The organism is Candidatus Brocadia sp. (assembly GCA_021646415.1).
Taxonomy (GTDB): Bacteria; Planctomycetota; Brocadiia; order Brocadiales; family Brocadiaceae; genus Brocadia.
Genome location: SOEU01000019.1, coordinates 34,312 through 59,674, shown reverse-complemented (window position 1 = coordinate 59,674; position 25,363 = coordinate 34,312). Strand labels below are relative to the sequence as shown.

Annotated in this window: 22 protein-coding genes and 3 pseudogenes; 11 read left to right on the top strand and 14 right to left on the bottom strand. The window is 42.2% G+C overall.

Translation table 11 applies throughout. The annotated features are described in order from the left end of the window. Positions 1 to 165 precede the first annotated feature (165 nt). Positions 166 to 708, top strand: a complete 543-nt coding sequence (locus E3K36_13955; protein ID MCF6156311.1) for a flavin reductase family protein — start codon at positions 166 to 168, stop codon at positions 706 to 708. A 157-nt stretch (positions 709 to 865) separates the two neighbouring features. Here the strand turns inward: E3K36_13955 and E3K36_13950 are convergent. Further along, positions 866 to 1,051: pseudogene (locus tag E3K36_13950) on the bottom strand (group II intron reverse transcriptase/maturase). Between the two features lie 167 nt (positions 1,052 to 1,218). On the opposite strand from E3K36_13950, the gene E3K36_13945 reads away from it, so the two are divergent. Both E3K36_13945 and E3K36_13940 read left to right on the top strand, forming a co-directional pair. Next, the gene (locus tag E3K36_13945) at positions 1,219 to 1,446 is read left to right on the top strand and encodes an addiction module protein (GenBank protein ID MCF6156310.1); all 228 of its coding nucleotides are present in this window, start codon (positions 1,219 to 1,221) and stop codon (positions 1,444 to 1,446) included. Between the two features lie 407 nt (positions 1,447 to 1,853). Then, the gene (locus E3K36_13940) at positions 1,854 to 2,900 is read left to right on the top strand and encodes an amino acid dehydrogenase (protein ID MCF6156309.1); all 1,047 of its coding nucleotides are present in this window, start codon (positions 1,854 to 1,856) and stop codon (positions 2,898 to 2,900) included. Positions 2,901 to 3,157: 257 nt separating this feature from the next. On the opposite strand, the gene E3K36_13935 is transcribed toward E3K36_13940, so the two are convergent. From E3K36_13935 to E3K36_13880, 12 genes and pseudogenes are all read right to left on the bottom strand, one after another. Continuing rightward, a complete protein-coding gene (locus E3K36_13935) occupies positions 3,158 to 3,586 on the bottom strand; it encodes a ferrous iron transport protein A (GenBank protein ID MCF6156308.1) in 429 nt (142 codons plus the stop codon). Next, positions 3,579 to 3,833 (bottom strand): annotated as a pseudogene (locus E3K36_13930) (hypothetical protein). The gene E3K36_13935 and the pseudogene E3K36_13930 overlap by 8 nt, the downstream one beginning before the upstream one ends. Before the next feature lie 62 nt (positions 3,834 to 3,895). Then, positions 3,896 to 4,831: pseudogene (locus E3K36_13925) on the bottom strand (radical SAM protein). 229 nt (positions 4,832 to 5,060) lie between these two features. After that, complete coding sequence (locus E3K36_13920; GenBank protein ID MCF6156307.1) at positions 5,061 to 5,777, bottom strand: hypothetical protein; 717 nt, start codon at positions 5,775 to 5,777, stop codon at positions 5,061 to 5,063. A 141-nt stretch (positions 5,778 to 5,918) separates the two neighbouring features. Next, positions 5,919 to 6,458: a hypothetical protein gene (locus E3K36_13915; GenBank protein ID MCF6156306.1), complete on the bottom strand. Its 540-nt coding sequence runs from the start codon at positions 6,456 to 6,458 to the stop codon at positions 5,919 to 5,921. Between the two features lie 324 nt (positions 6,459 to 6,782). Next, positions 6,783 to 7,976, bottom strand: a complete 1,194-nt coding sequence (locus tag E3K36_13910) for an NAD(P)/FAD-dependent oxidoreductase (GenBank protein MCF6156305.1) — start codon at positions 7,974 to 7,976, stop codon at positions 6,783 to 6,785. A 63-nt stretch (positions 7,977 to 8,039) separates the two neighbouring features. Further along, entirely contained in the window at positions 8,040 to 8,750 is a 711-nt protein-coding gene (locus tag E3K36_13905; GenBank protein MCF6156304.1) for a DUF1641 domain-containing protein, read from the bottom strand. Positions 8,751 to 8,792: 42 nt separating this feature from the next. Next, positions 8,793 to 9,590 carry a sulfite exporter TauE/SafE family protein gene (locus E3K36_13900; protein MCF6156303.1) on the bottom strand — a complete coding sequence of 266 codons (798 nt, stop codon included), beginning with the start codon at positions 9,588 to 9,590 and terminating at the stop codon, positions 8,793 to 8,795. 228 nt (positions 9,591 to 9,818) lie between these two features. Continuing rightward, complete coding sequence (locus E3K36_13895; protein MCF6156302.1) at positions 9,819 to 11,201, bottom strand: MBL fold metallo-hydrolase; 1,383 nt, start codon at positions 11,199 to 11,201, stop codon at positions 9,819 to 9,821. A 1,292-nt stretch (positions 11,202 to 12,493) separates the two neighbouring features. Further along, the gene (locus tag E3K36_13890; GenBank protein MCF6156301.1) at positions 12,494 to 13,189 is read right to left on the bottom strand and encodes a DUF1326 domain-containing protein; all 696 of its coding nucleotides are present in this window, start codon (positions 13,187 to 13,189) and stop codon (positions 12,494 to 12,496) included. Between the two features lie 313 nt (positions 13,190 to 13,502). After that, positions 13,503 to 13,823 carry a hypothetical protein gene (locus E3K36_13885; GenBank protein ID MCF6156300.1) on the bottom strand — a complete coding sequence of 107 codons (321 nt, stop codon included), beginning with the start codon at positions 13,821 to 13,823 and terminating at the stop codon, positions 13,503 to 13,505. Between the two features lie 143 nt (positions 13,824 to 13,966). Further along, the gene (locus E3K36_13880) at positions 13,967 to 14,434 is read right to left on the bottom strand and encodes a hypothetical protein (protein ID MCF6156299.1); all 468 of its coding nucleotides are present in this window, start codon (positions 14,432 to 14,434) and stop codon (positions 13,967 to 13,969) included. A gap of 621 nt (positions 14,435 to 15,055) precedes the next feature. Between E3K36_13880 and E3K36_13875 the strand changes: the two genes are divergently transcribed. From E3K36_13875 to E3K36_13850, 6 genes are all read left to right on the top strand, one after another. Beyond that, positions 15,056 to 16,261 (top strand): NAD(P)/FAD-dependent oxidoreductase, encoded by a 1,206-nt coding sequence (locus E3K36_13875; protein MCF6156298.1) that lies wholly within the window; start codon positions 15,056 to 15,058, stop codon positions 16,259 to 16,261. A 641-nt stretch (positions 16,262 to 16,902) separates the two neighbouring features. Then, positions 16,903 to 18,576: a hypothetical protein gene (locus E3K36_13870; GenBank protein MCF6156297.1), complete on the top strand. Its 1,674-nt coding sequence runs from the start codon at positions 16,903 to 16,905 to the stop codon at positions 18,574 to 18,576. A gap of 139 nt (positions 18,577 to 18,715) precedes the next feature. After that, positions 18,716 to 19,621, top strand: coding sequence for a zinc ABC transporter substrate-binding protein (locus E3K36_13865; protein MCF6156296.1), 906 nt, complete (start codon positions 18,716 to 18,718; stop codon positions 19,619 to 19,621). Positions 19,622 to 19,627: 6 nt separating this feature from the next. Next, a complete protein-coding gene (locus E3K36_13860; GenBank protein MCF6156295.1) occupies positions 19,628 to 20,332 on the top strand; it encodes a metal ABC transporter ATP-binding protein in 705 nt (234 codons plus the stop codon). Positions 20,333 to 20,341: 9 nt separating this feature from the next. Further along, positions 20,342 to 21,208, top strand: a complete 867-nt coding sequence (locus tag E3K36_13855) for a metal ABC transporter permease (GenBank protein ID MCF6156294.1) — start codon at positions 20,342 to 20,344, stop codon at positions 21,206 to 21,208. A 134-nt stretch (positions 21,209 to 21,342) separates the two neighbouring features. Further along, positions 21,343 to 22,317, top strand: a complete 975-nt coding sequence (locus E3K36_13850; protein MCF6156293.1) for a tetratricopeptide repeat protein — start codon at positions 21,343 to 21,345, stop codon at positions 22,315 to 22,317. Positions 22,318 to 22,556: 239 nt separating this feature from the next. On the opposite strand, the gene E3K36_13845 is transcribed toward E3K36_13850, so the two are convergent. Continuing rightward, entirely contained in the window at positions 22,557 to 22,826 is a 270-nt protein-coding gene (locus tag E3K36_13845; protein ID MCF6156292.1) for a hypothetical protein, read from the bottom strand. A 114-nt stretch (positions 22,827 to 22,940) separates the two neighbouring features. Between E3K36_13845 and E3K36_13840 the strand changes: the two genes are divergently transcribed. Both E3K36_13840 and E3K36_13835 read left to right on the top strand, forming a co-directional pair. After that, positions 22,941 to 24,137, top strand: coding sequence for a cation transporter (locus E3K36_13840; protein MCF6156291.1), 1,197 nt, complete (start codon positions 22,941 to 22,943; stop codon positions 24,135 to 24,137). An 801-nt stretch (positions 24,138 to 24,938) separates the two neighbouring features. Continuing rightward, positions 24,939 to 25,361, top strand: a complete 423-nt coding sequence (locus E3K36_13835; protein ID MCF6156290.1) for a DUF3303 domain-containing protein — start codon at positions 24,939 to 24,941, stop codon at positions 25,359 to 25,361. The last annotated feature ends 2 nt before the right edge of the window (positions 25,362 to 25,363 follow it).

The window sequence follows — 25,363 nt, the reverse complement described above, 5'->3', positions numbered from 1 at the left end:
GATATCGATAGTCACTTATCATATTATTTCAGCTTGAAACAACTCGCTTTTGAAAAATAGTGCCTGCTAGGGTTTCTTTTTCAAACTTTTTTGTCAAAGAACAGTTTCATTTGGCACAGTCTGTTTGCTCAACCCAACCTTACACAACTCTGAGCAGGGGTATCTATGAGATTGTTGAAGCTAAGCAAGGCCTTTACACTAATGGAATCCGGGCCAGTCATTCTGGTGACCACCAATGATGGGAAGAAGAACAACATCATGACCATCTCCTGGACCATGGTGATGGACTTCACGCCCAGATTTGCCATGACCACTGGGGCGTGGAATTACTCCTTTCGTGCTCTCAGAAGGACCAGGGAGTGCGTTATCGCTATTCCCACCGTAGATATGCTGGATAAGGTGGTTGGCATAGGTACATGCTCAGGCGTAGACACGGACAAATTCACCAGGTTCAAGCTCACACCCATGCCGGGAAAAATGGTCAAGGCTCCCTTAATTAAGGAGTGTCTTGCTAACATCGAGTGCAGAGTCATCGACATCGTCAGGAAGCACAATATCGTTGTGCTGGAGGCCGTTGCCGCGCACGCGGCTCCGGCTCGGAGAGAGAAGCGCACGGTTCACGCTGTAGGTGATGGAACATTTATCGTAGATGGCAGAAGGTTGAACCGCCGCAAGCTGATGGCATCAAAGCTCCCGGCCGGCATTTAGTCATACCTGTGGTGTGTCACCGTAAAGTGGGGAGGTGCCCAATTATTCGCTGCAGGCACTACGTTCCTAACGGGCCGCGGCCTGAGGTCAACCGTTATCTGGAAAGAATGGTCGGCAAAGCGTACTTTCTGGCTCCGAGTTTCTTCTCCAGTCGTTGTCTCGCCCATATCCTGTCCAAAAGATGCAGGTAGAGATTGTCTAGTAACGGTGAGATTACTCCTCCTTATGGTGTGCCTTTCCGATTTTCTTTGCCTCCACCTATGTTCCCTTGTTTCCCGTCTCAGCCTTTTTCTATGACCGAAGCCTTGGGCCACCACTTTATCAGGCACGGTATCTCACCATCACCGCTCAGCTCTGCTACCATTGCTGACGGTTAACCTGCCATTGATTAAACCGATTAAGTGATTGACTATTGTTATAAAATTATTAGAATGTGACTAAGCTTGTTTGATTGTTTTCGAACCTATAAATAAGGATAATAATAACGAATAATCACTCGGAGTCACAAAAATGGCCGTAAAATCTGAGAAAATACTAAAAGAGGCATTGACACTTCCGCTCAAGGAAAGGGCGTCTCTTGTTGATGACCTTCTGGATAGTCTGAAACAACCGGACAAACAGATAGACAGTTTATGGCGCAAAGAGGTTGAAGAAAGGATCGCTGCATATCAGGCCGGCAAGATCAGGACTGTAACATTTGACGAAGTTCTATTAAAATACCGGAAATATTGCAGATAAGATTCCTTGAAATAGCTCAAATAGAGCTTGATAAGTCTATTGAATATTACATTCTGAGTCTGGTGGATTGGGAGATGCATTGTTAGTTGAAGCACTCCATGCCTTTGACCGAATTAAGAATTTCCCACATGCCTGGCACCCTTTACAAACGATACCCACCGATACCAACTGCGCCGCTTTCTCTATGGAATAATATACCAGATATTGGACACAGAGATTCTTGTTGTTGCAGTTGTAGTTGCAAATTTACAGAGAAATCCAGACTATTGGAAAGACAGGATAAAGAAACCGTAAGTATTTTAGTATGTGTCTTGAATTGAAGAAAAAGCCTGGGAAAAGAGGAACCCTGCACGGAATTCCTCTGCGGTAGAGGATGTTTCACTATGATTATTTAAGGAGGAATCTCTATGTCCGTTTTTGATAACAGTGAATACGATAATCATGAACAAGTTCTGTTTTGTCGTGACGCAACGTCTGGTCTGTTTGCCATTATTGCCATCCATGACACTACATTAGGGCCTGCCGCCGGTGGATGTCGAATGTGGCCTTATGCCACCACGAGTGATGCCGTGTATGATGTGCTTCGGCTTTCCCGGGCAATGAGTTATAAGAATGCGCTTGCCGGTCTGCCTCTGGGAGGAGGAAAAGCGGTAATCATCGGCGACCCGCTTAAAGAGAAGAATGAGAAACTCCTTACGTCATTTGCCCGGTATGTTCAGAAGTTGAGTGGACAATATTACGCGGCAGAAGACATCGGCATTGGCGTTGAGGATGTGGAAATTTTTGCAAGGGTGAGTAACTATGTTTTCGGTTTGGCGAAAACTGGCGATCCCTCACCTTTTACTGCCCTTGGATGTTTTCATGGCATAAGGGCTTCAGTAAAACATAAGCTTAACCGTGATACTCTCAAGGGGCTTACGGTAGCGGTGCAGGGGGTTGGCAAGGTAGGTCAACATCTCTGTAAAAATCTGCATGAGGCCGGCACAGGACTCATCGTTGCCGATGTGAATCCCGAAGCTGTTGTTCATGTGGTGGAAAACTATGGGGCAAAGGCGGTTGCCCCCGGGGAAATTTATTCGCAGGAAGCTGATATATTTTCTCCGTGTGCAATGGGAGGAGTGCTGAACGACAACACCATTCCCCAGCTTAAAGCCTGTATTGTTGCAGGTTCTGCGAACAACCAGCTTGCCGAAGCGCGCCACGGTAAAATGCTTTACGACAGAGGTATTTTGTACGCGCCTGATTATGTAATCAATGCGGGGGGCATGCTCAACGCATCAGGCGATATCTTTGGGAAATATGATGTAAACGAGGTAATGAAAAAGATATCAGGTCTGTACGACGCCACCTTAAGAATATTCGAAACAGCGCAGCAGGAGGGAAGGATTACCTCTGAAGTTGCCGATGAGCTTGCCCGGCAGAAAATCGCAGAGGGAAGAGTATCGAAAAAATAACATTAATTGGGAATGTTTACGGCAAATGTTCTCCTCAACGGATAAAAATAATATGAACAATATCTGAATTCCGAGGAGGACAGACCGCTCGACACAGCAGGTTTTGAAATCACTCTAGACGTAAAACAGGCGAGGTTTTAAAAATCGCGCTTGTTTTAGGTCTAAGGGAGATAAGGGACTTTCGCAGAGGGCATGGGTTATCTCTTTAAGGAAGAAACCACCCTTTTCAAGCCTGCTTTTCTCCATAAATTCTCCTTTTATAGCGCCTTCACCACAAATATCTTTTCTGTCAGACCTGCTCCCAGCACATGAGATTTCCCATCATTCATTACCATAAAGGTGACACTCTCAGGGTCGAGTCTGCGCATAATTTCTATTTCGTTGCCCTCTTTTATCCATTCCCTGTCAAATTTATTGCACTTTCCGTGTTCCGCTGGTAGCAAGGAAAGCAACTCCTTTATGTCTTCCGTTACGATCTTCGTTCCCTGACGCCTAACATACTGTTTGCCGTAATGGGGATACGCCTTTAGGGTTACCTCTGTCCCTTCAGTAAGCCCCAACTCATTGAATCTTCTCTGTGCCTCACAACCTCCTTCCATATCCGTTACCTTCCCTGAATCACCTGGTTTTAAATCGGTTAGTCTTTTATTCCCATGGTTAAAAAACATCACCTCCTTTCTATTCATGTTGCAAATGAAACAAAACAATAGTTCCCACTCCTGCAAGAAGGATTGCAAAATCCCCTATTTCCTGGGGTATCTCATGTGCAATCACCGCAAGCGCAGTTACCACCCCAAGGGGGAAAGACGTGAGAAAAGACGCGGTAATGACTACCCCGTCAACAAAATTGTGAAAGGCATCTCCCACGAGAATAAGCGGACCCGCCGAATTCTGTATTTCACATCCCTCAATGTGGCAGTGACGTCAGATCATCAGTTTTTCAAGCAACAAAAGATGACGGAAGATCCGCAAACTAACCGGGCTATAAGGAATTATCAATGAATCTTCCTCATATAGAAAATCTTTCCATCATATTCCTTCCTGATAAGCTGACCGCGGGCAACTAACTCATGAACAATGGGCCAATCTGCCTTTGCCCGATCCAGGAATTCTTTTACCGCATCCTCACTCATGGGATGCACTGCCGTGATGCTCAAGAGATCCTCTTCTACATTTCCCGTGAAGGCAAAGGCATTTCCCTCATAGCCAATTAGGTATTCTACACAGTTGATTTTATCACGAAAAATTTGGTAGGCCCGGACGATTTTCTCTTCCGGTGGATACTGTACCCATTTCTCGGCAGGTGGTCTTGTGGGGATGGCCAGGTATGCCTTGGCGGGCTTTAACTAAACCAGAAAATCAGCAAACGCCCGTACATGATCTTCGTCATCGTTAACGTTTTTTACGAGCATCGTCTCTGTCACCAGTTCTCCCCTATAAACGTTAGCAAATTCAAGCATCCCGTTTAAAATCGAGGCTAATTGCAAAGTTTTGTGAGGCCTATTGATCGTGCGCCAAATATCTTCCCGGATAGAATCTACCTTGAAAGAGACCCAGTCAGCCTTCATAAGGTCTTCTCTGACATCTGCACGCCAGATGAGGGATGCATTGGTAATTACTGCAATCTTAATCCCATACGATTTCATCCGTTCGATCCCCTGACCGAGATTGACGTCCAGGGTAGGCTCACCGTCTGGCACGAAGGTAAGGTAATCAACGGATTCTCCTGATTCCCTTACCTTCTCGATTTTCTCTTCCGCTTCTTTCAGAATAACATCGGGTTTATAAAATTCACGGCGTTTGACCAGCATTCGTATCGTGCACCCCACCTGGCAATAAACACATAAATAGGTGCAAACTTTCGGTGGAATGTTGTTAATACCAAGACTGCGCCCCAAACGCCTGGATGGAACCGGTCCAAAAATGATCATTTTGCAAATGCTTCCCGAAGCGAAGAATATTTTTTGAATGATATCCCCTTTCTCCCCTCCTTGCGAAGGAGGGGAAAGAGGGGAGGTTACAACCTGGTCTGTTTTGGTCAGCGATTATCTTCTTCTTTTTAACTCAAAATTTGCGGCGGTAGACTTACCGGCCTCTACCGTAACCTCTTGTGGTACTTCCTTGTTCTTTACTATCAAAAAGATCTTTCCCGGTATCCTATTAATGCTTGCCCGGATCGAGTATCTTGCCAACACGAGCAGAAAGTATGTATGCCTCTACAGCCTTCATTTTGGGATCATCTTCTGCAAGCTTTTCTCCTTCCATGGGGTTTTCAATACACCAGTTTACCATGTCTCTCAGCAGAGCTACCTTATTCATTTGTGTCTGATATTTGGGATATGTTTCCGGGTGAGTGTTTGCCGCATCCGGATGGCACATGTCGCAGGAAATCCCGTTTTTGCCAAGGCTGGGGTTATGAAACAACACATATCCTTCACTAATCATACGATCCATTTCAGCTGCCCATACCTTCTTTTCCCTTTCCGTATGCGATTTTCCTCCATGTACTAATACAAGGGGTATTTCTTCTGTATCCCTGACGGTAACATATGGCATGCCGTTGACAGAAAGCTGGATAAACATCTCGGTTTTCGGTAATTTCGCAGTAATTTCCTCCTCACAGAATTCCATGAGTTGCATCAGAAGTTCCGCTGCCTTTCTCGCTTTGTGTGCTGGCATGACCTCTCCTTCATTACATCCTTCCACGATCACCTTTTTCCTCCCATCACAGGCAGTAACAACCTGCACGGCATTTTCCCCTGACGGCCGGACATCATTCGATGTATTGCCGCCAGAAATATCTTCCGCTTGTGCAGCATACGCAACCATTACCAGACACAGGTAAAAACTGAAAAAAATCTTATATACGATCTTCATTGTTATCTCCCTTAATAATTTTTGAAGAGAATCATAAAAGTTTAAAATCTCATCCCTTAAATCGCCTAATCCGAACGAGCCGGAAAAGACCGTAGCGGCAAGGCGCGCCTTGCCACTACAAAAAATATCTTTTGCACGCTACTAATACGAAGGACCCGCTACCGGCTCTCTGTTAGCTAATACGTTCTCGTAGGAAACCACCATCGGGTTCCTGTCCCAGAGCTGATAGGTTTTGTTAATATTTCCCCGGGAAATAACGTCTGCTGTTCCCCATCCGGTGCCATCAAACTGGTTAAACGGGTCTGCCCTATCCATTTGGATGGTAAGTGCCGGAATACCCTCAGGCGCATAAGGCCAGGGCCATGCAGTGGACAACATACCGTGAAAAATCATGTTCCTTATTTTATTGGTAAGCACCTGATGGGTATGGCCGTGTATAATCGTTACTGATTTGAACGGAGCTAACAATTGCTGGACTTTCTCTGCATCGTCCGTCCAAAAATTCCATGGTTTATAATATTTGTATAAAGGCGAGTGAGAAAAAACAACGATTGGTGTGGCCTTGCTGATGCCGGAAAGATCCTTTTTCAGCCACTTCCGCTGTTCTTCACCAACGGTAAAAGGCCTCCCTTTTGGATTATCCAGCTGGGCCATAAATAACATTCGTTCCAGGGGTGACATTTTTGTTTCTGACCAATAATTCTCTACAATAACACTATTAAGTACAATAATAAGAATTACTCTCAGGCTGTGAAAAAGCAGCAGGTTGTTGAAAATGAACAAAACCAAAAACAATAACAGAAAACACTGCTGCAATGGTAATTCTACATATTGAAACAATTATTAATTTACCATGAGTTCGTATCATATCTCTTCTCTCTCTTAATCATATTTCTATAGATACCTTTTCAAACTGAAATTGCATCTTCAACCTTTTTATTGCCATTATCATGGGGCGGTGGCACACAGATTAAAGCCCCTTTTACAATTTCTGCCCATAAATAATTATGCACGCCCCCTCAGCATGCCATGCCAGTACATCCTTGGTAAAACATAAGCTTTCAAGGCGTACATGCTGTAACGTTCCTGCGATTGGTCAAAAGGAAAGGTTTCCCGGGGATTTAACTTATAATCAAATTCTGCAAGAATGAGACTTCCGTATCCGGTTACAATGGGGCATGCGGTATAACCGTCGTAAAAATCCATCAAGGGTGTTCCGTTTATTTTCGCCAACAAATTTCTGACAAGTACCGGCGCCTGCTTCCGGATAGCCGCCGCGGTCTTTGATGTAGGAAGGCTGCTGCAGTCGCCAATCGCAAAGATGTTTTCAAAACGGTTATGTTGCAGGGTGTCTTTATGTACGTCCACCCATCCGTTTTCACTGGCAAGCGGGCTGTTTTTTAAAAAATCAGGGGCGCTCATCGGCGGGGTGATGTGAATCATGTCATATTTCATGATAACGTCCTCCCCTGTTTCCACCTTCTTAAAGACGGCCTCCTTTTTATCTGGCCGTAATTCCACAAGATTATGCTGATACCTAACATCGACTCCTTTCCTTTTGGCTACTTCCACAAGCGCGTTTGCATATTTTTTCACGGAAAAAATAACCCCTTGCGGAAGCGCAAAGGTAATGGAGCTTTTTTCCCGTACACCTGATTTCCGGAAATAGTGTTCTGCCAGATAACAGATTTTCTGCGGAGCTCCGCCGCACTTAATAGGAGTGTTTGGTTGTGTAAAGATGGCATTACCGCCTTTAAAATTGCTGATGCTTTCCCAGGTTGAATTGACGGTTTGGTAAGAATAATTGCTGCAAACACCGTTTTTTCCGATTGATTCCTTTAGACCGGAAATTTTGTCCCAATCAAGCTGAATTCCAGCAGCAATAATCAGATATTTGTATTCTATTGTCTTCCCTGTTTCCGTGGTGAGATTATTGTTTTCAGGATCAAATCGGACAACCCTGTCCTTTACCCAGACAACCCCTGAAGGTATGACGTCTTTTGTGTTCTTTTCGGATATCTCCCGGGAAAATACCCCTGCACCAACAAGTGTCCATATTGGTTGATAATAGTGTTTCTCTGAAGGTTCGATTATGGCAATCTCGGTGGGATTACTGCTCCTGCTTAATTGCGCTGCTACCGTAATACCGGCAGTACCGCCGCCGACAATTACTACCTGATATGTATCTTTTTGTGACATGGAAAGATCTCCTCTGTGCTGAGAGTATTAAGGGAAAAGCTCTTGTGCTTTTCTGTTCAGTCGTTACAATCCATTATTTTTGAGCAAACGCCCAAATCGTTTACCGAAACTGATAAGAAATCCGAGTGCGCATTGCAGGTCACAATTTCCTAACGCCTTTATCAGTCCTAATATTCCAATTTTCTGAGGACGATCTTCTTTGCAATCCGCAAGCGCGCATCCGGCTTGCGCTACTATATGTACCGCCTTAGGGTTCAGAATGCCGGAATTCATGAGTACTTTCAACTCGTCTGATCTGAGAAGCCCGTTCATTTTTGATGCTGCATCTTTTCCCTGTTTCATGATCAATCCGAAATCGATTCCTGATCGTTCAGCATTTTTGCACAGTTCATCAAATGAATCCACAATCATTGCCAGGGTGTCAGGCACTCTCTCGAATTGTTTCAGGAGTAAAGCCAGGGTATCTATATTTTTTATTACCTGGGAAAGGGTATCGATTTTTTTGGGGTCGGTAATCTGGATTAACATTTCCCCCACTTTTTTACAGCGTTCTTCAATATCAATCCCGGATTTTACAGCATTTCGATAATACTCGTCAATTGAATCGGTTGTTATCGCCATTACCACAGGAAGTTTTTTAGTAATACCCTCCATGTTTGCTAACGATCTTTCGAGGGAATCAATCCGCACGGACAGATGCGTTAAGAGTTCCGTTATTTTGGGAATATCCAGGCTTTCTTGTGGCGCGGGTTCTTTCGTTTTGTCATATTCCATTGTTCATCCTCACGTTCTTTTCTTTTGTATCAACCTGTCACATCACTTATTGAAAAAAAACTCTTTTACGATAACAAAAATACCCATCCCCAGCACAAACCAGCCAAACGATTTTTTCAGCCTTTCCCCGGGAACTTTTTTATTCATGGCGTTGCCAATAAATATTCCGCCAGTGGCTGCTGTTGTAACAATAAGCAGCATTTGCCAATCCATGGTATAGTGAGCAAGATCACCGGTAAAACCAATCAATGATTTAACAGCTATAATAAGCAATGAAGTTCCTACAGCCATTTTCATCGGCAGTTTGCTGAATACTACCAGAGCAGGAACAATTAAAAATCCCCCGCCGGCGCCTACAAGCCCGGTAAGAATACCAACAAAAGTTCCCTCCAGCACTATCATGGGGTAATTAAATCGTTGTGGCTGCTGATCTTCATTTTCCTTTATTTCATTTTTTATCATGGAGTAAGAAACAAAAGCCATGAAGAAGGCAAACAAAACCATGATAAAAACAGGTTTGGTTATTTCAAGGCCACTCACGCTAAAAAGATGATCAGGAATTAGCGGCACAAGAAATTTGCGGGTAACAAAAACTGCAGCTATGGATGGTATGCCAAAGATGACCGCAGTTTTCAGCTCCACCAGCCCCTGCCTGTATTTGGGCAAAGCGCCAACAAGACTTGTAACACCGACGATAAAAAGTGAATACGCAGTGGCAAGAACCGGCTCAATACCGAAAAGATAAACCAGCACCGGCACCGTGAGTATAGAGCCACCTCCACCAATAAGGCCAAGTGAAATTCCAATAATAACCGAAGCGGTATAACCAATAATCTCCATTTCCTAAAATTGAATGGCAAAATTGATTGCTTATCTGTTCATGGCAAGTTAATGAATATCACATATTGATTAGCTCGATCGAATTCCTGCTCAGTTTTATTTTACCGAGGTGTTCCATTTTTTCAGCAAGCGGCTTATAAGTTCTCTTGATGAATTCAGATTATCGGTAATTTGCTGGTAAGTTAGATTAAGCTGCATTTTCCCGAAGAGACAAAAGCAAAAATAATATTATACCTTTAACGGAAACCCTGCGTTAGCCCATGCCTGCATTCCACCGGCAAGATTGTGCACATTGGTAAATCCACGCATTTGTAAGTAACTGGCCCCTATATTCCCACGATATCCTACACGGCAGGTAACGATAATTTTTTCTCCTTTTGGCAGATACACATCCTTAAGAAGCATTTCCGGTAATGGCAAATGTTCGGCTGCTTCTATGTGCCCTTTATTCCATTCAGCTTCCGCCCTTACATCAACTATATGCAGATAGATTTTTCTTTTAACTTCTTCCTGTAATTCCTGCACCGACATCTGGGAAAGCCTCTCTATCGGATAACCAAGCTCCTGCCATGCGGGAATGCCGCCTTGCAAATACCCAAGAATATTATCATAACCAATCCTGTAAAGGAGAGTACACATGTCCCGATACTTTTCATCTTCGGTAAAGACAAGGAGGATATCCGACTCTGGCTCCACTGCCATGCCAATCCAGTTGGCCATTTGACTTCCAAAGCCAATATTAATGCTTCCCGGAATATGCACGCCACCGTACGCAGGCGCATCTCTTGTATCAAGAATCTTTGCACCCCTTCCCATTGCTTCCCGGAATTGAGGAGGAGTAAGAGGTCTGTTATCAGCGCGTCTATTCAGCAATGGCGCACCTTTCGCGTTCATCGATATAATGTGTGAAAAACTCTTTGGACGGGCGGGATATTCCTGCATGAAGTGCTTTTTAAATTCATCCACAGAATCAAGACTGAGCAGAGGGTTTGTGCGGCGCTCATATCCCAGAGTAGTGCTGGTTTTAGAACTCATTCCTCTCCCGCAAAGCGAACCTTGTCCATGTGCAGGAAATACCTCTAAACGGTCGGATAATTTACCAAGTTTTTTATAAATACTTTCATAAAGATTTTCTACCTGCTGTTCTAACAGTTCCTTTCCTGCCAGGTCAGGCCTTCCTATATCTCCAACAAAAAGAAGGTCGCCGCTGAGAATGAGCCATGGTTCTTCTGATCGGCTTTTATCAGTTACTAAAAGAGAGAGAGAATGCGGTGTGTGTCCTGGAGTATAAACCACCTCGAGTTTTGCCGTACCTAATTCTATACAATCCCCTTCTTTTAAGGTTTTATGTTCAAAGGAGACGGGTGCTGTTTCATGAAAATAGATATCAGCGCCGGTACGGGAGCGAATTTCTAAATTGCCGCTCACATGATCGGCATGGATGTGCGTTTCGATAACATGCGTTATCTTCATTCCTTGATTTCTTGCGATATCAAGGTAATCCTGTACATCTCTTTTCGGATCAATAACTGCAGCAACTTTTGCGGCGGGACAACCAATCACATAGGAAAGGCAACCGATTCCCGGCACTTCAATTTGTTTAAAATACATGTAAATCCTCCTTCCCGATAAATTGTGTATTCATTACAAGGTGTCAATTAAGGAATCGCTCAATCTTTCACCAAAAATACAGATAATTATATAAGGGTGGATTAAGCGACAGAGAACCCACCCCTGAGTCCCCTCCCAGGAGGGGATTGAGGGGTGGGTATTATGAAGGTGGATTCGACGAAAAAGACAGCGCCTTAATTGTTCGACTGAGCGCTCACGACTAAGTCCATGCCGCCCTATAAAACACAATAAATTGGTTTTTTCGAAACAGTTTACTTTTTTGAAAAACATCCTGACTCGAGCAAGTCGGAACATATAGCACGACATTTATGTCGATGTCCTGCGAGCTGAAGTTCGCGCTATGCAGACGGTAAAACCTTATTTTTTAGCTGCTCGCTCCCAAACTCCTTCCCCATCTCCATGAGGACATGATTTGGGAGTGTACTGAACGAGAAACTCAGTTTCTCTGTAATTGTGTTCCCAAACGGATGCTTCAACAAGTTCAGCACATGGTTTGGGAACAAGCGGTGACGGTTTATTTAAAGACAATTTTCAAATGGCGAAAATGTTACTTTTTTTGAGCCGGAGTTTCTCGACCGTTGCTATCCCAAACCAAATCCACATGAAGATGGGGAAGGGTTTGGATCGAGTTAAACAGTGTAGCGTCAAGGCGCGCCTTGACACTACACATCGGTTTGAAATGCCTAAGTATGCATAAAAGCGACTTAAGTTAGGCTGTCTTCGGCAGACTTTTTATCTCCCCTCTAAAAAGATGGACCGGGGGTGTGTTCTGGCAAACTTACTCATCCCTGTATCCCTCTTCCTGGCCTACCTGCAGGGAATCATAGAAGATTGAAATCTTTTCATAAATTAGACCTCCGGCGACTTAAAATATCGATTTTTGCAATGCCAGTCCACCTCCTTCACCCCCGCCAGCGGGGGACAGTTGTTTGTCCCCTTTATTGAGTGGATCCTTCCCCTTTATTCCCCATCGGAGGGGGGGAGGAAATTTTTGTTTGAAATATAAGTTATGCCTCCTTTAGTAGCAACTTTTTAGATACACGGCAAATGTCTGCCAAAAACTCCCCTCTCCCGTCCGGCTTATTTATGAAAAATACTAATGCCCTAATGGTTGTTTCCCCCTCTCTTCGAGTGCCTCTTCAAATGCGTAGGTTTTCCCACCAAAACCTTTCCACTTTGCAGAAATTTTAGGAAAACATTAATGCCGAAACAGCACTTGATTTGTCCAACGATTATCGAAAATGTGATTCGGGAGATTTGAGTGCAAAATTTTATTCGGAACTACCTTCGCAATGCATATTTGCGTTAAAGTAAGAGTTACTACCCTTCAGTTCAAATTTCCGTTCACCGTCGTTAAAACTACCAGAGATAACCCTGCCCTGCATAAAAACCGGGGTCAATTTACTTTTGGTATTTGTATGCATTACAGGGGTTTTGTTGTCCCCACCGAGAACCGGTTCAGTTGTCAGTTGCATAATCTTGCCATCATCGACCTTAACGGTGTAATTGCCATCTTTTCCAGAAAATTCAATTTTAGCGCTATCGGCCTTCTCGACTTTGCCGTAATTGCCGAAAATACCCTTGGTAAACCTGATGGCCGCTTGTTTCTGTTGATCATCTTTTGCATCGATATAAATAATGACCCAATCACCAGGTTTTGTTGCGTAGGCGATCTTTGCGCCTGACAGATCTACACCGTCATAACTACTATCACTCAAAGACAGTACAGCTACCGTATGACAGCCCGTCTCCAATCCGAATAATTCACAGGCACATGGTATATTGCAGTTACATCCCTCGACGAAGACACCTTTTACACTGTATTTTTCACCTGCATGGACACCGTGATGCTCATGCTCATGCTTATGCTCATTGGCAAAAACTGTCCGGTAGGACATGCCGACTGTTCCACAGGTAAAGGCAGTGGCAAGTAAAATACCAAAGGTTATAATAAATTTCCTACGCATAAATATCTCCTTTCCAGTTGGGTAGGGTGGCTTAAGCGACAGGAACCCACCCCTGAGTCCCCTCCCAGGAGGGGATTGAGGGTGGGTAATGGGTAATATGAAGGTGTATTCGGCGCAAAAGACAGCGTCTTAACCGTTCGACTGACCCTTCGACAGGCTCAGGGTGGGGTGCCGTGCATGGTGAGCTTGTCAAACCATCATGACGAAGTCCACCCTGCCCATTTAGCATGAAATGTTTAATTTTTTCCGTTAATCTTAATTCCTTCTTTCATAATCTCGGCGACCTTAGCGGCCTCTGCTGTAAACTGAACTCTTACTTCTTTTCTAACTCTTTTTCCAATTTATTTATTCTCTCCTGTAAGCAATCAACGCACCTGTTGCAATTGCCGGGGCACTCTTCATGTCCGCATTTTTCACACTTCTTGGCCGCTTCCTTTGCAGCCTTTCGCCTTGCTATACACTCTTCACATTTCCCGCAATCACCCGGACATACATAATGCCCACAATGATCACACCCGTGGTGACGGCCATGCCCATGGGCAAAAACCATGGTATGAGACAACTCTCCAATAATTCCACCTGTAAAGGCCATGGCAAGTAAAATACCGAGGGTTATAATAAATCTCTTACACATGAACATCTCCTTTCCAGCCTAAAAATAAAATCCTGCAATATATCAAAATATAAAAAGGTGCATGCAGATCTTGTAGTTATCTGCACGCCACCTTTATACCCGACCAATCGCTACGATTGGAATCTATAATTCCCATCCAGTAGTTACTTAAGATATAATTTATGGCATTCAATACACGTCTTTTGTACTAAATCCGTAACGGCGGTTAATGTCGCTCCTTCATCATTTGAATCCGCAGCTTTTTGAATTTCTTTCACATGTGCATCCATCTTGTTTATATAGTCAGTAAAAACCGCTCTTCGTTTTTTGGTCTCCTCAGGATTCAAGGCTTCTGCCATCATAAACCATTGACCTCTCGGAAAAAAGTTATCGAGTATCTTTTTGCCCAGATCGGGAAGGGCACCAGCCTCCTGCTTCACGTAATTCAGATTACCCTCTAATATCCCTTCGATCATATTCGTTACCCTGTTTTCCATTTCACTGGTAAGTCTCTTGATGGGTAAGTTGACACGCGCTTGCTTTTCCTCTGCCAGAGATGGCGAATGATATACCCCGTTCATTAAACCCACTATTCCTGCCAGACCAATACCCAAAAAAATGATCCTCTTCATATTCCATCCTCCTTTCAAAAAATAAAAGTTATAAGATAATCACGTAATCGTATAGATTGAGTTATGCAAAACAAATTCCTTCACAGTTAAATTTCGTAAATATCTTATAATGTCTTACGATATAACAAATTAAACTGCACAAAGAAAAACGTGAGAATACTTATTCAGCAATATAAATCCAAGAAGCTAGAATAATTTGTCTAAATTCATCGACAAATTTTTATCCCCATATATTTTCCGGCATTGCCAAAACTTATTTAAGAGTACACAGGAAATCCTTGTAAACTCCTGATTTACAAGGAAAATTCCTTTATAAAATCACAGAATATTCCTCTGTGCGCTCTGTGGTTTCATTCTTTGCTCTTGTTTTTGCTTGTAAGGGAAAGAAAAAGGTAATTTGCCCACGGCTTTACTGCCAGGATAAAGATTGCACATAATTTTGACAGATTGCCGCAGGATAAATTATAAGTAGGGTGGATTAAGGCGTTGTTTTTTTACACCGAATCCACCTTCACGGTATTTGTAAATGGTGTGTTTGCTCTGTTTAACCCACCCTACTGAAGATCCGCTCAAATAAAATGAAAATTCTTATACAATCAAGTTAAACCTTTAAGGAAAAGTATGGGGTTCAGACATCATCAAATCGTAATCGTTGGAGGGGGGTCAGCAGGCATTACCGTTGCCTCAACACTTTTTAGGAAAAATAACAGCTTAGATATTGCTATCATTGAGCCTTCAGCAAAACACTACTATCAACCCGGTCTGACCTTTGTCGGAGCCGGTATCTTCAATACAAAGGCAATCGTGAGAAATGAAGGCGATGTTGTTCCTGCAAATGCCCGGTGGATAAAAGACGCTGCAGTAAAACTCCTACCCGATCAAAATAAAGTAGTATTAAAATCGGGAGAAAAGATACAGTACCATTATTTAGTCCTCTGTCCTGGCATTCAGATCAACTGGCATAAGATTCATGGGTTAAAGGAATCTCTGGGCAAAAATGGTGTGTGCAGCAATTATAGCCCTGATTTTGCTCCCTATACGTATGAATGCATAAGAAATTTCCGGGGCGGAACTGCCATTTTTACTCAGCCAAATACCCCTATGAAGTGTGGAGGCGCCGCACAAAAGGCCATGTATTTAGCCAGCGATTATTTCAGAAGGAAAGGACTTTTAAACAAGGCAGAGGTAAGATTTACCACTGCTGCCGGTGAGATATTTGGAATAAAGATTTTTGCTGATACCCTTACAAAGGTTGTGCACCGGTACGGTATAAAAACATGCTGGCATCACAATCTGAAAGAAATTAAGTACGGTACACGGGAAGCTGTTTTTGATCTGTTAGAGGAAGGAAAGCCGGTAAGTGAAGTAACGATGAAATATGATATGATTCATGTCACTCCCCCCATGTCAGCACCTGATTTCATCAAAGAAAGTCCCCTGGCAAATCAGGCGGGATGGATTGATTTAGACAAAGATACCTTGCAACACAAACGATATATGAATGTATTTGGATTGGGGGACGCATCAGGCACCCCTAATGCAAAAACGTGCGCTGCGGTCAGAAAGCAGGCGCCAGTCGTTGTGGAGAATTTATTGCAGTATATGAATGATGGTAGTATCCCGAACGCAATAAAATATAATGGCTACGGCTCCTGTCCGATAGCAACCGGCTATGGAAAATTACTCTTAACAGAATTTGATTATGACAAAAAACCGACCCCTACATTTCCTTTGGATCCATCAAAGGAGAGATACAGTATGTGGTTGCTTAAGAAATATTTTTTACCATGGTTTTATTGGAACAGGATGCTGAGAGGGAAACCATAAGACTTTTAAGATTTTCGCTTGACTTACCGTGAAAAAGGTATTAGCATGCCTTGCATTATTTGAAGGTTAAATAACATTTTTCTCCAATGTATATGCCATTAACGAAGTATTTTACCAGAAACAAAAATCGAACAAATATCCTGTTTGTTTCGACTCTTCTTCCCTATTTACTGTTGTGTTTAACACTCGGAGGTTTTCACAATAGTTTTTTAAATACCCAGCATTGTAACCACAAGCAACATCCTCTCGCACGGAAGACTATTGACACCTCTCATACTTCACACATTGAGATTTCAGAAAACGGTTATCAGCACGACTCCGAAACATGTCAAATCTGTCAATGGCTGAAGACACCTTCAACCTCAGCACGATTTCTATCAGTAGATGCACAATGCGAGTGTATCTACATCAGTCTTGCATATTATTCCAACCCCGCCATTCCATCTTTACCCATCCATAATTTTACCATCCGTCCGCCTCCCTCATTCTCCTGTTTTTCTGCATAGCTACATAATTTAGTCCATTAAAACACAAAGACACTAAGCCCGTAGGGGCACGGTGCACCGTGCCCCTACATTGAATTCCTAAACGTTAAATTATTCCTAATCTTCTCATTTCGAGGCGTTTAACAGGAGAATAGTATGAGATGGATAATCTATACATTGCTCGCATGCATACTCATTGCAGGCGGCGATGAACGGCCGTTCTCAATTACCAGAGTATATGGCGAAGTAACGTCAACAACCGATAAAGATTCTCAACCGATGAGCATCACAGAAGGACAAGAAGAAACTGCAGAAGGTACAAAAGAAATTAGTATTAGTAAGGATGAATTTGATGAGATTGTTGGTCAACTTCAGGGTATGAAGGAACTGCTTGTCAATATGAAACGGGATTATGATATCCGTTTTAAAGAGATGCAGGAAAAGATCGCTACTCTTGAAAAAGAAAAAAAAGAACTCGAAAAACAAAAATCACACATATTAGAAGAGGACGAGGTAACTACTGCCGGGGTAGAAACAAAAACCTTAGAAACCCCTGTGGCAGAAGAAGAACCCTTGCCGAAACAGACAGATACAAGCACAACTTCACCTCTACCTTCTCAAGCTTTATCCCTTTCACCTGCGGAATCTGCGTTACCCTCAACTGCCACACCAGACCAATCCATAAGTCCAAGCATTGGACAATGGTCTCCCGCTCAGCCGATAACTTTATGGAGCGCAGGAGGGACTTATATGGGACTCTCTTTCATTGGATTATTTTCAGCAGCGGCTTCAACCGCTGAAGATTTGGAAAGCCTCGAGACGGGTGCTCATGACCCCATACAACGTGGATTTACCGTGCAAAATCTGGAAACATCATTTCAGGGAGCAGTAGATCCTTATTTTTACGGAAATGCCTTTATCATCTTTCAAATTGATAAAGAGGGTGAATCGTTTCTTGAAGTGGAAGAGGCCTATTTGACCTCAATGTCTCTCCCCTTGAATTTACAAGTAAAGGCAGGTACTTTCTTTACGGAATTTGGCAGATTAAATCCCACGCATCCCCATGTATGGGATTATGCTGATCAACCCTTGGTGAATGGTCGATTTTTGGGCGCAGATGGACTGCGAAATCCCGGAGCACGAATCTCCTGGATAGCCCCGACAGATATCTATACGGAACTCTTCTTTACGGTACAGGACAGCCAGGGAGAAACGGCTCATAGTTTCAGGAATGAAGAGGCATTGTTTGGACGGGAGGCAGTTGAGACGCGTGTGCGCGCTATGGAAGATCTGCTTTACGTTCCCCGTATTGCAACCTCTTTTGATCTGACAGAGGAACAGACTATTTTATTGGGTGCCTCTGCAGCCTTTGGACCAAACTCTACAGGAAGAGATAAAAATACGCTTATCTACGGTGTAGATATGTTTTGGAAATGGAAATCCAGATATGCTGAAGGTGGTTTTCCATTTATAACATGGCAGACTGAGGTCATGGGGAGACGTTTCGAGGCCAGTGAAGATATAAATGCCGGTCTGCCCGATGAAGTGCTGGATAACTGGGGTGTATATTCTCAAATCATGTGGGGATTTAAAAAACGGTGGATGGCAGGACTACGGGGAGACTATGTAGATGGAGAAGAAGGAGCAACCGATCCTTTAGGATTTGAACGTTGGAGACTCTCTCCCAATCTTACCTTTTACCCATCGGAATTTTCAAAAATTCGGTTACAATACAATTACGATGATATATTAGGGAATGATACTTCAGAACATTCTGTATTCCTGCAATTCGAATTTTTACTGGGTACACATGGGGCGCATAAATTTTAAAAACTGTTAACAACAGAGGTCACGCAAAAAAACTTTAAAGGGTGGCACGGACTTCGTCGTGAGCACTCAGTCGAACGACAAACTTGTTTGTCCGTGTATAATTTGGAACAATAATGGCTATTTGCTCAGGAGTTTTTTTATGAAAATATTTCTTTACTTGTTATGTGTATTAAGCTGGGTATCCGTTGCCCAGGCAAAGTTAAATATCGTTGCAACAACATCTGACCTAAGCGCTTTAGTTAGTGAAATCGGAAAAGAAAAAGTTAACATAACTACCATTTCTAAACCGACAGAAGATCCGCATTTTGTAGATGCAAAACCCGGTTTTATTGTTAAGCTTAATAAAGCAGATATGCTTATTGAGGGAGGATTGCAGTTAGAGATGGGCTGGTTACCGCCGTTGGTTTTAAGTGCAAGAAATCAAAAAATACTTCCGGGAAATTCTGGATATATTGTTGCATCTTCCGGGGTTCATATTTTAGAGGTACCCACAGCACTCACTCGTGCTGCTGGAGACATCCACCCCTTCGGGAACCCCCATATCATGCTGGATCCTTTAAATGGGAAAATAGTCGCTACCCATGTCTGTGACCGGCTCTGCCAAATTGATGCAGAAAATTGTAATTATTATAAAGATAACTTAAACAATTTTATAAAAAAACTTGATCAGAAATTGCCAGAATGGCAAAAAATGATGGACCCTTTTCAAGGAACAAAAATTGTCACTTATCACAAGACTTTCCCCTATTTTGCAAAAAGGTTTAATCTGAATGTAATAGGTGAGCTTGAACCAAAACCGGGAATTCCCCCTTCACCTTCCCATCTCAATACCCTTATCCCCATGATGAAAGATGAAGGGGTAAAACTTATTCTTATTGAACAATTTCGTGAACGCAAAATTCCTGAATTTGTTTCTGAACGGACAGGGGCAAAGGTTGTCGTTTTACCGATTATGGTCGGAGGGCAAAAAGAAATTCAAGACTATCTTGACCTTTTTGATTATACTATTAATCAGATTGTAACGGCACTCAAAACCAAATCTTAACCACGTATGAATACCGAAAACTGTATTACATTAAAAGACGTTGCTATTGGATATAGCGGGAATATTATTCTTAGCGGCATTAATTTTTCTTTAAAAAAGGGTGAATTCGCAGTCTTATTCGGACCAAATGGTTGTGGCAAAACCACACTGTTTAAGACCATTCTGCACATTATTTCCCCGATCCATGGATCTATCATTTATGGTGACGATTATGCCCCAAGATTTGGTTATGTACCACAGCGTCAACACTTAGACGAAATATATCCATTTACCGCGGAAGAAGTCGTTTTGATGGGTACTTTCGGACAGAGGAAACCATTTTGTCCCACTTCCAAAACCGATCATTTATTGGTAGAACAATGCTTAAAAGACGTTGGAATGCTGGATTTAAAAAAAGAATTTTTTTCCGAATTGTCCGGGGGACAGAAACAGCGTATACTTATAGCACGGGCATTGGCAACACGGCCAAATGTTTTGCTGCTTGACGAACCCATTACAGGGCTTGATGTCCTTGCTCAAAAAATGATCATTGAACTTATCTCAGGACTCCACAAAAAGCACCAATTAACGATTATGATGATCACCCATGAGGTTCATCATATTCCACGATGGGTAAAAAAAATAATCCATATTCATCACTATAAAATAGTACTTGGCTCATTGGAAGAGATACTTTCTTTATCAAGGATCGATGAAATACCGACTCAGTGAAAATTATACATGGAACAACTTTTAGATATACTTAGTCCAGATTTCCTTTTACGAAACGCCTTTTATGCAGGATTGATCGTGGGGTTTGTGTGCCCTCAGGTAGGCATTTTTTTTGTGCTGCGTCGTATGATCCTCTTGGGTATAGCCCTGCCTCAGGTATCAAATGCAGGTGTCGCCTTTGCATTTCTATTACATACCCTTGGATGGCATTTTTTCTACCATATGGAATCCGAAAAGGTCATGGCATTGACAGGTTCTGTAGTCTTCACCCTTATCACAATCTTTGTTTTGGCCATTCTCGAACGCAGACGGAAAGGATTTACTGAAAACCGCATAGGGTTTACTTATGCAATAGCAGGAGCGGTTTCTATATTGTTTGTTTCCTGGAATCCGTATGGAAAATCAGAAGTACTTTCTATGCTTACGGGAGAGATTATTTCCATACCGGATATTTATCTATGGTCAATGCTTGCCATCTACGGCACGGTCTTTATTGTTCTAATCGGTTTTCATCGTAACTTTATATTGGTATCATATGACATTGATATGGCGACTACCATTGGGAAAAAGGTTATCCTATGGGACATTATGCTTTATCTTATTATCGGTATAATTATATCCTTCGGGGTTATGACCGTAGGCCCGCTGGTAATATTCGGCTTTCTATTGATACCGCCAGTTGCGGCGCGAATGGTCACGCGTGGAATCCCGCTTTTCTGCATCGTTTCATCGGCCATTGGAGTTATTGCATCTTTTGCTGGTTTTTACATTTCATATCGTTTTGACCTTCCAACAGGCCCGACTGATGTCGCACTCCTCTGTGTAATATTAATGTTGCTCTATTTCGGAAAAATGCTTTTCCGATTTAAAAGATAAGTTGAATCACTATCCACACACGGATATAATTCGCTATAGCAAAGATTTTCATTATGTTTTTGTTTTCAATCTAATTTTGTATATTTCGTTTTTTTTCAGTCCAATTTTTAAATTAAACCAGAGGAGAAGGAATCGTGAATAGTAAAAAGATTGTTGGTACAACTGCTATTTGTAGCCTTGCAATTATAACGATATTGCATCCAACCTATTGTTTTTCTAAAGAGGGTATCGTTACAACTGAAAGTAATGATAAAATGAAAAGAGATAAGCCAGCATTCCCGATTGACGTTGCTAATGAATTTTATAAACAAGGTTTGAACTATGCGCAATATGGCCTTTATGACGAAGCAATTGAAATGTTTACGAAGTCATTGGCCAAGAACCCCAATAACTTAGAGGCATACAAAAATCTTGGTCTGGCATACACACAAAAGGGGATGTATGACAAAGCCATTGAAACCTTTCAGAAGGTTGTAGAAAAAAAGCCTGAAGACGCCGATACACATTATAATCTTGCTTCGGTGTACTTCGATAAAGGTGCCTTTGACAAAGCAATTAAGGCATTTAATAAAACAATCCAAATCAATCCCGAATATCGTTCTGCTTATTCCCTTCTGGGTATTGCATATACAAAGATTGGTAAGTACGATGATGCAGTACAAACATTGAAGAAACGTATAGAACTAGACCCAAATCTTGCAATAACCTATTCGAACCTTGGTATCGTTTATTCGATGAAAGGGATGGATAAAGAAGCCTTGATAGAATATAACAAGGCACTGTCAATCGATCCAGGACATGAAAATGCACTCTATAATATTGCCTTATTGTACGATAAAACAGGAAAGGTAGATGAAGCCATCCAATATTATAATAAAACGGTCGACATTAATGTAAGTAATGCAGATGCCCAATATCGGCTCGGCAAAAATTACATGAAGAAAAAACAATACGATGATGCACTTAACGCATTCCAGACAGCTGTAATGTCTGACCCGAATAACGTGGAGATTTACCATGATATTGGAACTGCATACAAGGCTAAAGGCATGGAGAAAGATGCGGAGGGCTACTTCACTTTATATAAAAAAGCCAAAAATGAGAAATAAAGTTGAAACAGAGAGGTAGAAATATGGCATGAATGTTTATTCCTGCATACTTTTTCATCTGGTAACTATCCAGGTCCGAATGCAGTAGCCAGAAGTCAGAATTCAGAACAAAGCGGTTTGAATGGTTTATGCTGTTTATACTGCTTTTTTTCTGACTTCTGAATCTGACTTCCAGATTCCGGCTCTGAGACGCAACAAGGGAACTACCAAATTCATGCAGTTCTCTATAATCCAAAATATTAATACATCTCTGCCAATTTCTTCGAAAGTACTGAAAGATTCTTATCCTTTGTCAGATATTCTGCCTCATTCGGATGTACCTTCAAATCAAGGAGCATTTTCTTAATCTTTTTCCATCCTGATTCCTTCTTTTTTTCACTCGTTTCCAAATATAAATCTGAGACTAATTCCCCTAGCCTTTGTATCAGGCGAAGGTCCTTGTTTTCATAAAAATTCTTAATCACCTTCTTTTGATATTCCGTGTAACCTTTTCCAGCATTCTGATCCATATAACTTCTCCATTCTTAAATTTGGTTTTGACGACCTTTTCCCTTATAATTATTATTATTACAAATGTTTGATTACAAAGCCACACATTATCTTGACTAAAATATCTGTAGAAAATGAAATTTCTTGAGGAATTCAATAGAAAAGTAGCATGCCTGCTTATCAAAGATTTTGATAATACAGACAACAAAACCGTACGTATCCAGTATGGGTTCATTGCTGGTTTGATTGGCATTTATGCGACCATTGTTCTGTTTCTTTTAAAAATGACCCTTGGTTTTGTGGTGGGGTCTGTATCAGTGGTTGCCGAGGCTTTCCATCTCCTCTCACACCTGGCCAACTCAGTTATCCTTTTGATCAGTTTCAAGATAACGGCTCGACCGGCTACCGCAAAGAATCCGTTTGGCCATGGGAGAATGGAGCATATCGCCCCACTTATTATGTCGATTTTCTTGTTTGTTTCCGGTATTCAGATTGGTGAAAAATCGCTTCACCAGACGATTAAACCCCACGAACTCCTTTACTGGCCTGCACTGCCCTGGATCCTTTTCAGTACTGTTATCGTGAAACATTGGCTTGCACAATTTGTTCACTTTCTTGGAAAAAGAGTTAATTCTCACGCCATCCTTGCGAATGCAGCCCACCAGAACATTGAGGCGGTAATGACGCTTACCGTTGCCGGGGGGCTGATTGTAGGCCATTACCTTCATTCCCCAAAGATAGACGGCTACATTGGTATTTTAATGTCGGCCTGGTTATTATTTTTAGGCTATACTCACGGGAGAGAAGCAATTGTACCTCTTCTTGGCCAGGCTCCCGGGAAAGATATTATTCGGAAAATACGGGAAACAGCAAAATCTATCGATGGTATTAAGGATGTTCATGAGATCATCGTGCATGACTATGGATCAATGTTCTTAATTTCTTTCCATGCTGAAATACCTGCAAGATTGGGACCTGTTGAGATGCATGAAATTGCAGAACTGAGCGAACGCAAACTTAGGGAGATTTTCGGCGGTGACGCCGTATGTCATATGGATCCGGTCATGGAAATGACTCCCGAAATTCACGCTACAGAGGCACGATTTCAAAAGATACTGAAATCCCTTCCTCAAATTGTTAACTATCATGACTTTCGGGTTGTTGCAGCGTCTCAGGAAAGAATAATCATCGTTGCTGATATTGACTTGAGAGAAGAAGTTGTTGAAGATGAATTCAAACAGATTTCAAAAGATCTGGAAAGGCGTGTAATGGATGAAATGGAAAATGTAGCTTATTGCAGTTTTTATATTACACCAAAGTTTGCATACTAATCCTTCTCTGAAAGGCGCATAGCGCCTCATAATCAACAATATTTTGTCGATGTTTTGTTATATAGTTCAGTTCATGGAGGAAGTTTCGTGGCATAGACAACCCCCTGACTCCCCCTTAATAAACTAGGGGGCGAGGGGGTTGTAATGCTGCTGGTATTTCGGGTTTGGTTTAATTGTTCAAGGTTGTTGTAGTTATACCTGCCCTTTAGGGCCACCTTTCTCAAGCAGAGTCTTGGGAAAGGCGTAGTATCTTCCGAAGATGATTTTGACATTTTTAGCAAAAATTATGAATAAAATTAACCCTGTCAGGGTTTTAAACCCTGACAGGGTTGACTCACAAATTTCGTGCTTCGGTTTTTATCTTTTTTCGACTCGTTCGGGTCAAAAACCGGGATGGAGACATATCATCTCCCTGTGCTGTGTCCTCAGCACCCAAAATACCCGGAGTCAAAGGCAAAAATCACTTTTACCCGAACGCATAATATACGCAGCGTCATTAATCAGATACGAATATGTCATTCCCGTGAAAGCGGGAATCCAGAAAAACACCGGATTCCAGGTCAAACCATGAATGACAGACAGTTGTAAACTTATGTCGTTATGTATAATTTCTCCATGAAGGCGACTACTGGTAATAATCCTGCATGTACCGTTAATCCCTTCCCACTCATCTCCGTCTTGATTTTCGGTTGTTTTCTGGCCTCTTTTTGTGCTATATTTTCCATAGAAAAGGTAAACTATAAATATTGCATATTAGTATAATTAAGCACTGAAACTTATTCAAAAGGGGGAAAAGACCGCATGAAACAACTGAAAATTACCTTATTTGGTGCATTTGTCATGTTTGCAGCCACAATTTTTAGTACTCATAATATATATGCCAATCATCATGAAAAGGAAACGGAGTGGGCAGTCGGTGCCACTGAAAAAAGAACACTCTACGTCGCTCACTGGACACATACCCCTGAAAATTGCCCCGGCAGGAGCGGAGATGGCGCTAAGATGCTGGGTAAGTTCTGGGAAGGAAGAAAATTGGCCGAAGAAAAGGGTATCAAGATACTGGGAGCATACGTAACAGTTACAGAACATGATTATTTTATTATCTTTGAAGCAAGCGATTACGGCGCAGCAGTAGAATTCTTTCTTCCGCTGGTACCCAGTCAAACCGGAAAAATTGTACCCGTGCTTACCATGGATGAATGGTTAAAGATAATGCCAAAGTAAAA